17 protein-coding genes are annotated in these 13218 nt (G+C 67.9%); 2 read left to right on the forward strand and 15 right to left on the reverse strand.

Annotated features, from left to right (window positions below; genetic code table 11):
- The first annotated feature begins 23 nt into the window (after nt 1-23).
- Complete coding sequence (locus RCO28_RS17865; protein WP_308942135.1) at nt 24-968, forward strand: DUF389 domain-containing protein; 945 nt, start codon at nt 24-26, stop codon at nt 966-968.
- A 116-nt stretch (nt 969-1084) separates the two neighbouring features.
- Here RCO28_RS17865 and glmM read toward each other — a convergent pair whose 3' ends face one another.
- The 5 genes from glmM to RCO28_RS39370 all read right to left on the reverse strand — a co-directional run bounded on the left by glmM (nt 1085) and on the right by RCO28_RS39370 (nt 5062).
- Nucleotides 1085-2443 (reverse strand): phosphoglucosamine mutase, encoded by a 1359-nt coding sequence (glmM, locus tag RCO28_RS17870; protein WP_308942136.1) that lies wholly within the window; start codon nt 2441-2443, stop codon nt 1085-1087.
- A 166-nt stretch (nt 2444-2609) separates the two neighbouring features.
- A complete protein-coding gene (rpsI, locus tag RCO28_RS17875; RefSeq protein ID WP_282535580.1) occupies nt 2610-3131 on the reverse strand; it encodes a 30S ribosomal protein S9 in 522 nt (173 codons plus the stop codon).
- 46 nt (nt 3132-3177) lie between these two features.
- Entirely contained in the window at nt 3178-3621 is a 444-nt protein-coding gene (gene rplM, locus RCO28_RS17880; RefSeq protein ID WP_282511129.1) for a 50S ribosomal protein L13, read from the reverse strand.
- 209 nt (nt 3622-3830) lie between these two features.
- Entirely contained in the window at nt 3831-4559 is a 729-nt protein-coding gene (locus RCO28_RS17885) for a glycosyltransferase 87 family protein (RefSeq protein WP_374991187.1), read from the reverse strand.
- The gene (locus tag RCO28_RS39370) at nt 4556-5062 is read right to left on the reverse strand and encodes a hypothetical protein (protein ID WP_374991188.1); all 507 of its coding nucleotides are present in this window, start codon (nt 5060-5062) and stop codon (nt 4556-4558) included. Before RCO28_RS39370 ends, RCO28_RS17885 begins: the two co-directional genes overlap by 4 nt.
- Before the next feature lie 86 nt (nt 5063-5148).
- Between RCO28_RS39370 and RCO28_RS17890 the strand changes: the two genes are divergently transcribed.
- The gene (locus tag RCO28_RS17890) at nt 5149-6003 is read left to right on the forward strand and encodes a hypothetical protein (RefSeq protein ID WP_308942137.1); all 855 of its coding nucleotides are present in this window, start codon (nt 5149-5151) and stop codon (nt 6001-6003) included.
- Here the strand turns inward: RCO28_RS17890 and truA are convergent.
- The 10 genes from truA to secY form a co-directional block, all read right to left on the reverse strand.
- Nucleotides 5980-6855: a tRNA pseudouridine(38-40) synthase TruA gene (gene truA, locus RCO28_RS17895; protein ID WP_308942138.1), complete on the reverse strand. Its 876-nt coding sequence runs from the start codon at nt 6853-6855 to the stop codon at nt 5980-5982. The genes RCO28_RS17890 and truA overlap by 24 nt on opposite strands.
- Nucleotides 6856-6942: 87 nt before the next feature.
- Nucleotides 6943-7398, reverse strand: a complete 456-nt coding sequence (gene rplQ / locus RCO28_RS17900; protein ID WP_282535576.1) for a 50S ribosomal protein L17 — start codon at nt 7396-7398, stop codon at nt 6943-6945.
- A gap of 80 nt (nt 7399-7478) precedes the next feature.
- Nucleotides 7479-8501, reverse strand: coding sequence for a DNA-directed RNA polymerase subunit alpha (locus tag RCO28_RS17905; RefSeq protein ID WP_003966937.1), 1023 nt, complete (start codon nt 8499-8501; stop codon nt 7479-7481).
- A 131-nt stretch (nt 8502-8632) separates the two neighbouring features.
- Nucleotides 8633-9037 carry a 30S ribosomal protein S11 gene (gene rpsK / locus RCO28_RS17910; RefSeq protein ID WP_003948617.1) on the reverse strand — a complete coding sequence of 135 codons (405 nt, stop codon included), beginning with the start codon at nt 9035-9037 and terminating at the stop codon, nt 8633-8635.
- A 69-nt stretch (nt 9038-9106) separates the two neighbouring features.
- The gene (gene rpsM, locus RCO28_RS17915; protein ID WP_308942139.1) at nt 9107-9487 is read right to left on the reverse strand and encodes a 30S ribosomal protein S13; all 381 of its coding nucleotides are present in this window, start codon (nt 9485-9487) and stop codon (nt 9107-9109) included.
- A gap of 199 nt (nt 9488-9686) precedes the next feature.
- Nucleotides 9687-9800 carry a 50S ribosomal protein L36 gene (gene rpmJ / locus RCO28_RS17920; RefSeq protein ID WP_003948619.1) on the reverse strand — a complete coding sequence of 38 codons (114 nt, stop codon included), beginning with the start codon at nt 9798-9800 and terminating at the stop codon, nt 9687-9689.
- Between the two features lie 60 nt (nt 9801-9860).
- Nucleotides 9861-10082, reverse strand: coding sequence for a translation initiation factor IF-1 (gene infA, locus RCO28_RS17925; protein ID WP_003948620.1), 222 nt, complete (start codon nt 10080-10082; stop codon nt 9861-9863).
- A 176-nt stretch (nt 10083-10258) separates the two neighbouring features.
- On the reverse strand, nt 10259-11095 hold the full coding sequence (gene map, locus RCO28_RS17930) for a type I methionyl aminopeptidase (RefSeq protein WP_308942140.1): 837 nt from the start codon (nt 11093-11095) through the stop codon (nt 10259-10261).
- 141 nt (nt 11096-11236) lie between these two features.
- Complete coding sequence (locus RCO28_RS17935; protein ID WP_308942141.1) at nt 11237-11890, reverse strand: adenylate kinase; 654 nt, start codon at nt 11888-11890, stop codon at nt 11237-11239.
- The gene (gene secY / locus RCO28_RS17940) at nt 11890-13209 is read right to left on the reverse strand and encodes a preprotein translocase subunit SecY (RefSeq protein WP_308942142.1); all 1320 of its coding nucleotides are present in this window, start codon (nt 13207-13209) and stop codon (nt 11890-11892) included. The genes RCO28_RS17935 and secY overlap by 1 nt, the downstream gene beginning before the upstream one ends.
- Nucleotides 13210-13218: the final 9 nt, after the last annotated feature.

Consider the following 13218-nt stretch of genomic DNA (forward strand, 5'->3'; position numbering starts at 1 on the left):
CGGCCCCACCGTAGGCTGCGGGGATGCTGCATCTGCGCCTGATCACGCCGCCCGACCGCACGGACGACGCGGTCCGCCTGATCGAGGAGACCGTCGGCACCGCCCATCTCGCGGTCGTCCCCGGCGCCGCCCGCGACCCGCGGGGCGACCTGGTCCTGTGCGACGTGGCCCGCGAGGCGACCGACCAACTCCTCGCCGGACTGCGCTCCCTGGGGCTCGACAAGGACGGCGCGATCTCCCTGGAGAACCTCGACCTGTGCCTGTCGGAGCGCGCCGACCGGGCCGAGGCGGACGCACCCGGCGAGGGCGCGGACGCGGTGGTCTGGGAGCAGCTCACCGACGCCACGCACGAGGAGTCGACGCTCTCCCTCACGTACGTCGCGTTCCTCACCCTCGCCACGATGATCGCGGCCTGCGGTGTGGTCCTCGACAACGCGATCCTGATCGTCGGCGCGATGGCGGTCGGCCCGGAGTTCGGCCCGCTGGCCGGGATCTGCACGGCCGTGGTGCGACGCGCGCCGCGCCTCGCCCTGCGCTCCCTGATCGCCCTGCTTGTGGGCTTCGCCCTCGCCATGCTGGTGACGGTGGGGTTCAGCTACTTCATGGACTGGCAAGGGCTGTTCAGCGCCGAGCAGTTGGGGGCCGAGCGGCCCAACACCAACTTCATCTACCGGCCGGACGAGTTCTCGTTCATCGTGGCCGTCCTCGCGGGCATGGCCGGCACACTCTCGCTGACCTCGGCCAAGTCGGGCGCCCTCGTGGGCGTCGCGATCTCGGTGACGACGGTCCCGGCGGCGGCGAACGCGGCGGTCGCGTTCAGCTACGACGCGTACGGGCAGGCCTGGCACTCGATCGAGCAACTCCTGCTGAACCTGCTCGGCATCGTCCTGGCGGGCACGCTCACGCTCCTCGCCCAGAAGTGGTTCTGGGCCGTCCAGCGCGAGCGCACCGCCAAGAGGTCGGCCTAGATCCGCTTGGCCCCGCTCAGGCCCACCTAGATCGGCTTAGATCCGCTTGGCCCCGCTCAGGCCCGCCTAGATCCGCTTGGATCCGCTTGGACCCGCTTGGACCCGCCTAGATCCGCTCAGCCGAGCGAGGACTTCACCGCATCGGCGAGCTGCTCGGCGACCGCCCGGGCCTGCTCGATGTCGGCGGCCTCGACCATCACGCGGACCAGCGGCTCCGTCCCCGAGGGACGCAGCAACACCCGCCCGGTGGCGCCCAGTTGACGCTCCGCCTCGCCGACCGCGTTGGCCAGCTCGGCCGATGTGGCGACGCGGGACCTGTCCACGTCCGGGACGTTGATCAGCACCTGCGGAAGCCGCCGCATGACCCCCACGAGCTCCTTGAGGCTCCGGCCGGTCTGCGCGACCCGGGCCGCCAGCATCAGGCCGGTCAGCGTGCCGTCGCCGGTCGTCGCGTGGTCGAGGATGATCACGTGCCCGGACTGCTCGCCACCGAGCGCGTAGCCGTTCTCCTTCATCGACTCCAGGACGTACCGGTCGCCCACGGCGGTCTGGACGAGCGCGACGCCCTCGCTCTCCATCGCCAGCTTGAAGCCCAGGTTGGACATCACCGTCGCCACGACGGTCTCCTTGCACAGCGCACCCCGCTCCCGCATGGCGAGCGCGAGCACGGCGAGGATCTGGTCGCCGTCCACCTCATCGCCGGTGTGGTCCACGGCGAGGCAGCGGTCGGCGTCACCGTCGTGCGCGATGCCGAGGTCGGCGCCGTGCTCGACGACGGCGGCGCGCAGCAGCTCCAAGTGGGTCGAGCCGCAGCCGTCGTTGATGTTCAGGCCGTCCGGCTCGGCGCCGATCGTGACGACCTCGGCACCGGCGCGCGCGAACGCCTCGGGCGAGACCCGCGCGGCCGCGCCGTGCGCCTCGTCGAGGACGATCTTCAGCCCGTCGAGCCGGTTGGGCAGCACCCCGATGAGATGCGCCACGTACCGGTCGAAGCCCTCGTCGTACACCCTCACGCGACCGACGCCCGCGCCCGTGGGCCGCTCCCAGGGGGCGCCGGTGCGGTGCTCCTCGTAGAGGGACTCGATGCGGTCCTCCAGCTCGTCGGCGAGCTTGTGGCCGCCGCGCGCGAAGAACTTGACGCCGTTGTCCGGCATGGCGTTGTGGCTGGCGGAGAGCATCACGCCGAGGTCCGCACCGAGCACTCCGGTGAGGTACGCGACCGCCGGGGTCGGCAGCACGCCGACGCGCAGCACGTCCACACCGGCGCTGGCGAGGCCCGCCACCACGGCGGCCTCCAGGAACTCCCCGGACGCACGCGGATCACGCCCGACCACAGCCGTCGGCCGATGGCCCTCGAACGTGCCCGCCTCGGCGAGTACGTGGGCCGCCGCCACGGAGAGTCCGAGCGCCAGCTCGGCCGTCAGATCCGCGTTGGCGACGCCGCGCACGCCGTCCGTGCCGAAGAGTCGTCCCACTGGTGTCCTCCGTACTTTCCTGAAGCCTTCGGAACGTATCTGCTGCTCCGAACATGCACTGTTGAGCGCTTCTGTCGTTATACGCCCAACGCGGTTGATAACACGAACGCCCCGGCAGCACAGAGCGTGCCGCCGGGGCGTTCGAGGTGCAGTGTGCAGGCAGCGATTAGCGCTTGCTGTACTGCGGGGCCTTACGGGCCTTCTTGAGACCGGCCTTCTTGCGCTCGACCGCACGGTCGTCACGCTTGAGGTAACCGGCCTTCTTCAGGGCGCCGCGGTTGTTCTCGACGTCGGCCTCGTTCAGGGCGCGGGCGACACCGAGACGGAGCGCACCGGCCTGACCGGAGACGCCGCCACCCGAGATACGGGCGATGACGTCGTAACGGCCGTCCAGCTCGAGCACCTTGAAGGGCTCGTTGACTTCCTGCTGGTGGACCTTGTTCGGGAAGTAGTCCTCGAGCGTGCGCCCGTTGACCTTCCACTTGCCGGTGCCCGGGACGATCCGGACGCGGGCGATGGCGTTCTTGCGACGGCCCAGGCCGGCGGCCGGCTGCGGGTCGCCGAAGCGCGCGGCGTTGGACTCCGAGGTGTACTCGCCCTCGACGGGCGCGTCCGACTCGGTGGTGTACTGCTCTACGTCGACGATCTCGGTCTCTTCGACCGGCGTCTCAACGGTGGTCTCGGCCACGATTCTCCTCAGATCTTTCTTTACGTCTTAGGGGCTGTGGCCGGAATTACTGCGCGACCTGGGTGATCTCGAACGGCACCGGCTGCTGAGCAGCGTGCGGGTGCTGGTCGCCCGAGTAGATCTTCAGCTTCGAGAGCATCTGACGGCCCAGGGAGTTCTTGGGGATCATGCCCTTGACGGCCTTCTCGACAGCCTTCTCGGGGCTCTTCTCGAGCAGCTCGTCGTAACGGACGGAGCGCAGACCACCCGGGTACCCGGAGTGGCGGTACGCCATCTTCTGGGTCTTCTTGTTGCCGGACAGGTGGACCTTGTCAGCGTTGATGATGATGACGAAGTCGCCCATGTCCATGTGCGGGGCGTAGGTCGGCTTGTGCTTGCCCCTCAGGAGGTTCGCTGCCGTAGTCGCCAGACGACCCAGGACGATGTCCTGAGCGTCGATGATGTGCCACTGGCGAGTGACATCGCCGGGCTTGGGGCTGTACGTACGCACTTCGTAGCCTTCGCTTCTTCAGTGGATGGGGTCCAGACACACGGCACCCAGGAAGCGATCATGCAGCTGGGGCTCACAGTGCCGGGGACGCTGCCCGTATGCAAGCCACTGGTAACTGCTCCAGGGAACCTACGTAAGGGCCCAGCGCGTGAGAACGACGAAGCCAATACGTATCAATCCACGAGAGTACCCGTACCGCTTCGCACGGGTCAAAACGCGGCTCCGGAGGCCGGCACCGCCGACTCCTCCGCACCGGGCGGATCTGCCGCATCCACGGTAACCGGACCGCGCCGCGCACAGCACACGGCGACCGTCACGGCCAGGAGGCACAGCGTGACCGCGTCCTTGAAGGCCCGCCGCTCCCCCGCCTCCAGCCACGGCCACACGAAGCCCGGCACCTGCGGGAGCAGGGCGAGCCAGAACCACGGCGTCCGCGCGGGCGCCCCCTCGACCACGGCCCCGGCGAGCAGCAGCGGCACGACGACCAGCAGGTAGTGGTCGTACGAGGGCCGCGAGACCAGGAACGCCGACAGCATCACGAGCACCGCGCTCTCCGCGATCCGCCCGGCCGCCGCCTCTGCCCCTGCCCCTGCCCCTGTCGCGCCCTCACACCTCCACCGCCGCCGGGCGATCCACACCCCCGCGCCCGCCCCCGCGAGCCCGACCGCCGAGGCGACGGCCTGCGGCACCCCGAGCCGCGGAAGGACGGCCCCGGGCGAAGCCTCGTAGAGCCGTACGAAGGTGTCGTCGCCGCTGAACAGGAACGGCAGCGTCCGCGTGAAGAAACCCGCCGGGTCCGGCATCGCGAGCGCGGCGAGGCCGGAGGCCACGGCGGGCACGAGCACGGCGAGAGCGAGGCCGCGCCACCGGCGGGCGAGCACGAAGAGCAGCAGTACGGGCACGAGCAGCGGCTTCACCGCGATCGCGGCGCCGATCACCGCCCGCCCGCCCACCGCCCCCGGTGCGCGAGCAGCAGCGCGAGCGGCAGGGCCGCGGCCGACACGACCGTCCAGTTGCCGAGCTGTACGAGGTGCCCGAAGGGCGCGAAGCCGAGGGCGAGCCCGCCGAGCCCGCCCGCCGCGAACCGGCTGCGCCACGCGATCCCGTACAGCCGCAGCGCGCACCCCCAGCCCACGAGCAGCCCGCAGACGACGACGGCCGGCGCGAGATACCTCAACACCCCGCCGGGGACCAGGACTTCGGGCACGGCGGCGAGAACGGCACTGGGCAAATAGAGGAAGTGCGGGTCGGCGTAGGGCGATCCGCCGTCCAGCCAGGTCTCGGCGGCCCGCACGACGATCGCGTTGTCCATCCCCCCGTCGGCGGAGCCGCGCCCGACCCGTACGACCGTCGCGAGCAGAAGAAGGCCCACCGCACCCCAGGCCTGCCAGGGAGCAGTCCGCCAAAACCACACCAGAACACCAGATTTGACCGCATACATGGAGGTGAGGCTAGGTCGCGAAGACCACATCACCCGTGCGTAACGCGCGCTCCCTCCCCTCCGGCTCAACCCTTAGGATGCGGCCCATGAGCTTTGGGCAAGGGGGGCCTCAGTGGGGCCCCGGCGCACCGCAGGAACCCCAGTCGCAGGCGCCCGACTGGGCGGCGCTCGCGGAGGCCTCCGAGTCACGCAACCGGCGCAAGAAGTGGCTGATGATCGGCGGTGGCGCGCTGGCGACGGCCGTGATCGCCGGCATCGTCGCGACCGCCGTCGTCTCCGCCAACGGCAAGAACGAGGCGAAGAACCCCGACGATCTGCCCGCCTCCGAGGAGATCCCGAACAGCACCTCCTCGGCCGGCCCGACGTTCGCCGAGACCAAACCGCCGCCCCCGCCGGACCCCAAGGAGTTCATCTCCGACGCGAAGAAGGACAAGGCTCCGCTGTCCACCGACTCGCTGTTCCCCGGCAAGAAGTTCACCAAGGGCAGCGCGGTCTACAAGAAGGGCGCGTCGACCGGCACCAAGAAGTGCGCGGACGCCACCCAGGGCACGCTCGGCCCGGTCCTGAACGCCAACGACTGCGAGCGCCTGATGCGCGTCACGTACGTGAAGGACGGCGTCGCCGTGACCATCGGCGTCGCGGTCTTCGAGAACGACAAGCAGGCCCGCAAGGCCAAGGACGAGGCGGACAAGAAGGGCAACGTCATGTCCCTCCCCGGCAAGGGAGTCCCGTCCTTCTGCCGTACGTCGACGTGCTTCACGACCATCAACTCCTACGGCCGCTACGGCTACTTCACGACCGCCGGATTCACCAACGGCAAGGCGGTCACGGCCAAGGACGAGAAGGTCTTCGCCATCGCCAAGGACCTGCAGGGGCTCGCCTTCCAGCAGATCCACAAGCGCGGCGAGATGCAGGCCTCAGCAGCAGCCGGCCTCGGCTAGCCCACCGGAACCCCCCGGCAGCGAACGCTTGTTGCGCGCCTCCCGGTTGCGGGCGGCGAGCAACTCGTCGGCGGGGTAACCGACTTCCTCCAGGGTCAGGCCGTGCGGTCGTACGACGTGCACGGCCGAGTCCCGCACCCGCGCGGCGAGCACCTTGCCCGGCCAGTCGGTGTCCCGGTGGCCGTCGCCGACGAACAGCAGCGCCCCGATCAGCGAGCGCACCATGTTGTGGCAGAAGGCGTCGGCCCGCACGGTCGCGGTGATGATCCCGTCCTCACCGCGCACCAGGCTGAGTTCCTGCAGCGCACGAATGGTCGTGGCGCCCTCGCGCTTCTTGCAGTACGCCGCGAAGTCGTGCTCGCCGAGCAGCTGCCGGGCCGCCGCGTTCATCGCGTCGACGTCCAACTCCCAGTCGTGCCACAGCACATGACTGCGCAGCAGCGGGTCGACGCCGCCGGGGTGGTCGGTGACCCGGTACGCGTACCGCCGCCAGATCGCCGAGAACCGCGCGTTGAACCCGGCCGGCGCCTCCTGTACCGACCAGATCCGCACGTCGTGCGACAGCCGCCCGGCCAGCCGCCGCAGCAGCTTCTCCCTGTGCTCGGCCCACAGCTCCTCGGGCAGGTCGACGTGCGCCACCTGCCCGCGCGCGTGCACGCCGGAGTCGGTGCGCCCGGCGACGGTCAGCTCGAAGGTCTCCGTCGACCGCGTCACCGTACGCAGCGCGGCCTCGATCTCCCCCTGGACGGTCCGCTGCCCCTCGCGCTGCTTGGCCCAGCCGGAGAAGTCCTTGCCGTCGTACGACAGGTCGAGCCGTACACGTACGAACCCGTCGGCCACTTCATCACTCACCCAGAACTCCCTTTCTCACCGCTGTGGGAACGAAAAGCGGGCCCACCCGCAAAGGGGTGGACCCGCTCAAGACCCGGAGCCGGAGGCTCAGGCCTCCGTGGACTCCGCTGCCGGAGCAGCTTCGGCGTCCTTGGCGGCACGCTTCGTCGCGGCCTCGGCCTCACCGGTGGCCTCCTGGGCCACGGTCAGGGCCTCCACCAGCTCGATGACGGCCATGGGCGCGTTGTCGCCACGGCGGTTACCGATCTTGGTGATACGGGTGTAACCACCCGGGCGGTTCTCGTACCGCGGGCCGATCTCGGTGAAGAGCGTGTGCACGATGCTCTTGTCCGTGATGGTCTGCAGCACCTGGCGACGGTTGTGGATGTCGCCCTTCTTCGCCTTGGTGATCAGGCGCTCCGCGACCGGACGCAGACGGCGCGCCTTGGCCTCGGTGGTGGTGATGCGGCCGTGCTCGAAGAGCGACTTGGCGAGGTTCGCCAGCATCGCCTTCTCGTGCGACGCGCTGCCGCCCATACGGGCACCCTTGGCGGGCTTCGGCATGGTGTTTCTCCTCAGTGTCTGCCCCGGCCGTATCAGGTACCGGAGTCAGGGCCCCGCAGACGGACGCCTGCGGGCAGCAATCAGTACTGCTCGGTCTCCACGAAACCGGCGTCCGCGTCGTCGTCCGCGCCGAAGGCGTCCGCGGCGGCGGTCGGGTCGAAGCCGGGAGGCGAGTCCTTGAGCGCCAGGCCCATGCCCGCCAGCTTCGCCTTGACCTCGTCGATCGACTTCGCACCGAAGTTGCGGATGTCGAGCAGGTCGGCCTCGGAACGAGCCACGAGCTCACCCACGGAGTGGATGCCCTCGCGCTTGAGGCAGTTGTACGACCGAACGGTGAGCTCGAGCTCCTCGATCGGCAGCGCCAGATCGGCGGCCAGGGCGGCGTCCGTCGGGGACGGGCCCATGTCGATGCCCTCGGCGTCGATGTTGAGCTCGCGGGCCAGACCGAACAGCTCGACCAGGGTCTTGCCGGCGGACGCCATGGCGTCACGCGGGCGCATGGCCTGCTTGGTCTCGACGTCGACGATCAGCTTGTCGAAGTCGGTGCGCTGCTCGACACGCGTGGCCTCGACCTTGTACGTGACCTTGAGAACCGGCGAGTAGATGGAGTCGACCGGGATACGACCGATCTCCTGGCCCACCTGCTTGTTCTGCACGGCGGAGACGTAACCGCGACCGCGCTCGACGGTCAGCTCCATCTCCAGCTTGCCCTTGCCGTTGAGCGTGGCGAGGACCAGGTCGGGGTTGTGCACCTCGACACCGGCCGGGGGCGCGATGTCGGCGGCGGTGACCAGACCCGGGCCCTGCTTGCGCAGGTACATCACGACCGGCTCGTCGTGCTCCGAGGAGACGACCAGCTGCTTGATGTTGAGGATGAGGTCGGTGACGTCCTCCTTGACGCCCGGCACGGTGGTGAACTCGTGCAGGACACCGTCGATCCGGATGCTGGTGACAGCAGCGCCGGGGATCGACGAGAGGAGGGTACGGCGGAGGGAGTTGCCGAGGGTGTAGCCGAAGCCCGGCTCCAGCGGCTCGATCACGAACCGGGAGCGGAATTCGTCGACGACCTCTTCGGTCAACGAGGGACGCTGAGCAATCAGCATGTTGCGTTCCTTCAGTCAGGGGCACCCGCTATTTGATGCCCGACTAGCACTACAAGGGTACGGGCGGCACGACCCGAAAGAGCCGTACCGCCCGAAATCCTCAGACCAAGCGGCCTGCGACGACCCGAAGGTCAGACGCGGCGACGCTTGGGCGGACGGCAGCCGTTGTGCGGGGTCGGCGTGACGTCCTGGATCGAGCCGACCTCGAGGCCGGTGGCCTGCAGGGAGCGGATGGCGGTCTCACGACCGGAACCCGGGCCCTTGACGAAGACGTCGACCTTGCGCATGCCGTGCTCCTGCGCGCGGCGGGCAGCCGACTCGGCGGCCATCTGCGCGGCGAACGGCGTGGACTTGCGCGAGCCCTTGAAGCCGACGTGGCCGGCGGAGGCCCACGAGATCACGTTGCCGGTCGGGTCCGTGATGGACACGATCGTGTTGTTGAACGTGCTCTTGATGTGCGCGTGGCCGTGAGCGACGTTCTTCTTTTCCTTGCGGCGCACCTTCTTGGCAGCGCCCTGACGACCCTTGGGGGGCATCTATAACTCCTACGGGGAGGTGGTCGGTCCTACAGCGAAGACCGCTGGTGAAGCGTTGTCCGCTGAGGACTACTTCTTGCCCGGCTTCTTCTTGCCGGCGATGGCGCGACGCGGGCCCTTGCGGGTGCGGGCGTTGGTGCTGGTGCGCTGACCGTGCACGGGCAGGCCACGACGGTGGCGGATGCCCGCGTAGCAGCCGATCTCGATCTTGCGGCGGATGTCGCCCTGGATCTCGCGACGGAGGTCACCCTCGGTCTGGATGTTGGCGTCCACGTACTCGCGGATCTTGACCAGGTCCTCTTCGGCCAGGTCACGAACGCGGGTGTTCGGGTTCACGCCGGTGGCGGCCAGCGTCTGCTGGGAGAGCGTCCGGCCAATACCGAACACGTAGGTGAGGGCGACCTCCACGCGCTTTTCGCGCGGGATGTCAACACCGGAAACGCGTGCCATTTAATGGCTCCAGTTGATTCTTCGGAGGTCTTCCACAGGGCCGCTCCCGCCCGCCGTCCACCTCTCTACGAGGCTTCGGTACGAACCGGGTCCCCGGCCTCCGACCGGGGGTGTCGCCCTCCATCACTGAAGAGAGGCGGGTCCTGCGTATGTACGTATCGCTATGCGTCGCGCGAAGATCTGCGGATGCAGACCTGCGTCAGCCCTGGCGCTGCTTGTGGCGCGGGTTGTCGCAGATGATCATGACTCGGCCGTGACGGCGAATCACCCTGCACTTGTCGCAGATCTTCTTGACGCTCGGCTTGACCTTCATTGGGTGAGGTTCTCCGGGTCAGGTGCCACCACCCCGCCAGGAGCGGGATGCAGGCAAGATCTACTTGTACCGGTAGACGATCCGGCCACGCGTCAGGTCGTACGGAGACAGCTCCACCACGACCCGGTCGTCAGGGAGGATGCGGATGTAGTGCATGCGCATCTTGCCGCTGATATGTGCCAGGACCTGGTGGCCGTTCTGGAGCTCGACCTTGAACATGGCGTTCGGCAGAGACTCGACGACAGTGCCCTCGATCTCGATGGCACCTTGCTTCTTGGCCACGCTTTGCCCTTCGAATCGACTACCTTGATCGACTTCCTCGCTGGCCGCCCGTCTGACATGCGGTTTGACATGCAGACATGCGGATACACGAGAGCCGACGAGTCAGTCTACGTCAGAGCACTCGGAAAGACGAATCCAGAGAGAATGCCCCGAACGGGAGATCCTTAAGCAGGCGACTACGCCAGCGGGTCCGGAGCAGTCGTGATCCCGTACTCCGCGAGCTTCGCCTTTCCACCGTCGCGTGCGGTGAGGACCAGGGGGCCCTGCTCGGTCAGCGCGATCGAGTGCTCCCAGTGCGAGGACCAGGTGCCGTCGGTCGTGACCACCGTCCAGTCGTCCTCAAGCACATTCGTACGCGGTGTGCCGAGGCTCACCATCGGCTCGATGGCCAGGCACATGCCGGGCACCAGCTTCGGGCCGCGGCCGCGCCGGCGCTCGACGTAGTTCAGGACGTGCGGGTCCATGTGCATCTGCGAGCCGATGCCGTGACCGCCGTAGTCCTCGACGATGCCGTACTTACCGGTGGCCGGGCGGGGCTGGCGGCGGATGTAGGACTCGACGGCCTTGGAGATGTCGACCAGCCGGTTGCCGAGCTTCATCGCCGCGAGGCCGGCCCACATCGACTCCTCGGTGACCCGCGACAGCTCGATCAGCTCGGGCGCGTGCCCGGAACCCACGAACGCGGTGTACGCGGCGTCGCCGTGCCAGCCGTCGATGATCGCACCGCAGTCGATCGAGATGATGTCGCCGTCCGCCAGGACGACGTCCTCGCTCGGGATGCCGTGGACGACGACCTCGTTCTTGGAGGTGCAGATCGTGGCCGGGAAGCCGCCGTAGCCAAGGAAGTTGGACTTCGCGCCGTGCTCCGCGAGCACCTTGCGCGCCACATCGTCCAGGTCCTTCGTGGTGGCGCCCGGGACGGCCGCCTCGCGGGTGGCCTCGTGGATGGCGGCGACGACAAGGCCCGCCGCACGCATCTTCGCGATCTGCTCGGGAGTCTTGATCTCCACCATGACCTTGCTGTGCCTTCCGCCGCTGTTCTCGGTACTACCGCTGGATCTGATACCGCTGGATCTCAACAGTACGGCCGCGGGACCCATAGGTCACCGCGGCCGTACTTCTGCATGCTGCTCTGTGGTTGTGCCGCTCGGGTCCTAGGCGGACTTCTGCAGCGCCGCCATCGCCCGGTCCGTCACGTCGGCGACCTCGCCGAGCGCGGAGATGGTGACCACCAGGCCCTGGGCCCGGTAGTGGTCGATGATCGGCTCGGTCTCGCGGTGGTAGACCTCGAGACGCTTGCGTACGGTCTCTTCCTTGTCGTCACCGCGCTGGTACAGCTCGCCGCCGCAGACGTCGCAGACGCCCTCGGTCTTGGGCTGCTTGTACTCGACGTGGAAGACGTGGGCCGAGTCGTTGCGGCAGATGCGGCGGCCGGCGATGCGCTTGACCACCTCGTCCTCGGGGACCTCGAGGTCCAGGACCGCGTCCAGCTTCACACCGTCGACCTTGAGCGCCTCGTCGAGCGACTCGGCCTGCGAGACATTGCGGGGGAAGCCGTCGAGCAGGAAGCCGTTCCCGGCGTCCGGCTGCGCCATGCGGTCCTTCGCCATGCCGATGGTGACCTCGTCGGGAACCAGGTTGCCGGCATCCATGTAGGACTTGGCCAGCTTGCCCAGCTCCGTCTGCTGGCTGATGTTGGCGCGGAACAGGTCGCCCGTGGAGATGTGCGGGATCGACAGGTTCTTGGCGAGGAACGCGGCCTGCGTTCCCTTGCCCGCACCGGGCGGTCCGACGAGGACGATACGCATCAGCGGAGGAACCCTTCGTAATTGCGCTGCTGGAGCTGGCTCTCGATCTGCTTCACGGTCTCCAGACCCACACCCACGATGATCAGGATGCTTGTCCCGCCGAACGGGAAGTTCTGGTTCGCTCCGAAGCCCGCCAACGCCATCGTCGGCACGAGAGCAATAAGGCCCAAGTACAGCGACCCCGGCCAGGTGATCCGGTTGAGCACGTAGCTCAGGTACTCAGCAGTGGGTCGGCCAGCCCGGATGCCCGGGATGAAGCCACCATACTTCTTCATGTTGTCCGCGACTTCCTCGGGGTTGAACGAGATAGCCACGTAGAAGAAGGCGAAAAAGACGATTAGAAGGAAGTAAAGCGTGATGTGCACCGGAGCGTCCGTTGGCTCCAGATTGTTCCGGATCCACTGGGCCCAACCGGCCTGAGAATTGCCGGAGAACTGCACGATCAACGCCGGAATGTAGAGCAGCGACGACGCGAAGATGACGGGAATCACACCCGCCTGGTTCACCTTCAGCGGGATGTACGTCGACGTCCCGCCGTAGGAACGGCGACCGATCATGCGCTTCGCATACTGCACAGGGATGCGGCGCTGCGCCTGCTCGACGAAGACGACCAGGCCGACCATGAACAGGCCCACCAGGATCACGGTGCCGAACTCGATCCAGCCGCCCGCGAGGTCACCCTGCTGCTTGATGGCCCACAGGGCGCCGGGGAAGCCCGCCGCGATCGAGATGAACATCAGGATCGACATGCCGTTGCCGATGCCGCGGTCGGTGACGAGCTCGCCGAGCCACATCACCACGGCCGTACCGGCGGTCATCGTGATGACCATGGTGATGGTCACGAAGATCGACTGGTCAGGAACGATCTCGCTGGCGACCGGGCAGCCCTGGAACAGAGCTCCGCTACGGGCGGTGGCGACGAGGCCGGTGCCCTGCAGAACGGCGAGGGCGACCGTCAGATAACGCGTGTACTGCGTGATCTTGGCCTGGCCCGACTGCCCTTCCTTCTTCAGCGCTTCAAGCCGCGGGATCACCACGGTCAACAGCTGCAGAATGATGCTCGCCGTGATGTACGGCATGATGCCCAACGCGAAAATGGTGATCTGGAGAAGCGCGCCACCACTGAACATGTTGACCAGCGACAGCAGACCCTGCTGACTCTGGTTCGCCTGGTCCATACAGACCTGGACGTTGGTATAGCTGACGCCCGGAATCGGGATGTGCGCACCGATCCGGTAGATCACGATCACGCCGAGTGTGAAGAGCAGCTTCTTGCGCAGGTCGGGCGTTTTGAACGCCCGGGCGAACGCGGTGAGCACGGTGCCTCC

The sequence above is a fragment of the Streptomyces sp. LHD-70 genome (assembly GCF_031157275.1).
Classification (GTDB): Bacteria; Actinomycetota; Actinomycetes; order Streptomycetales; family Streptomycetaceae; genus Streptomyces.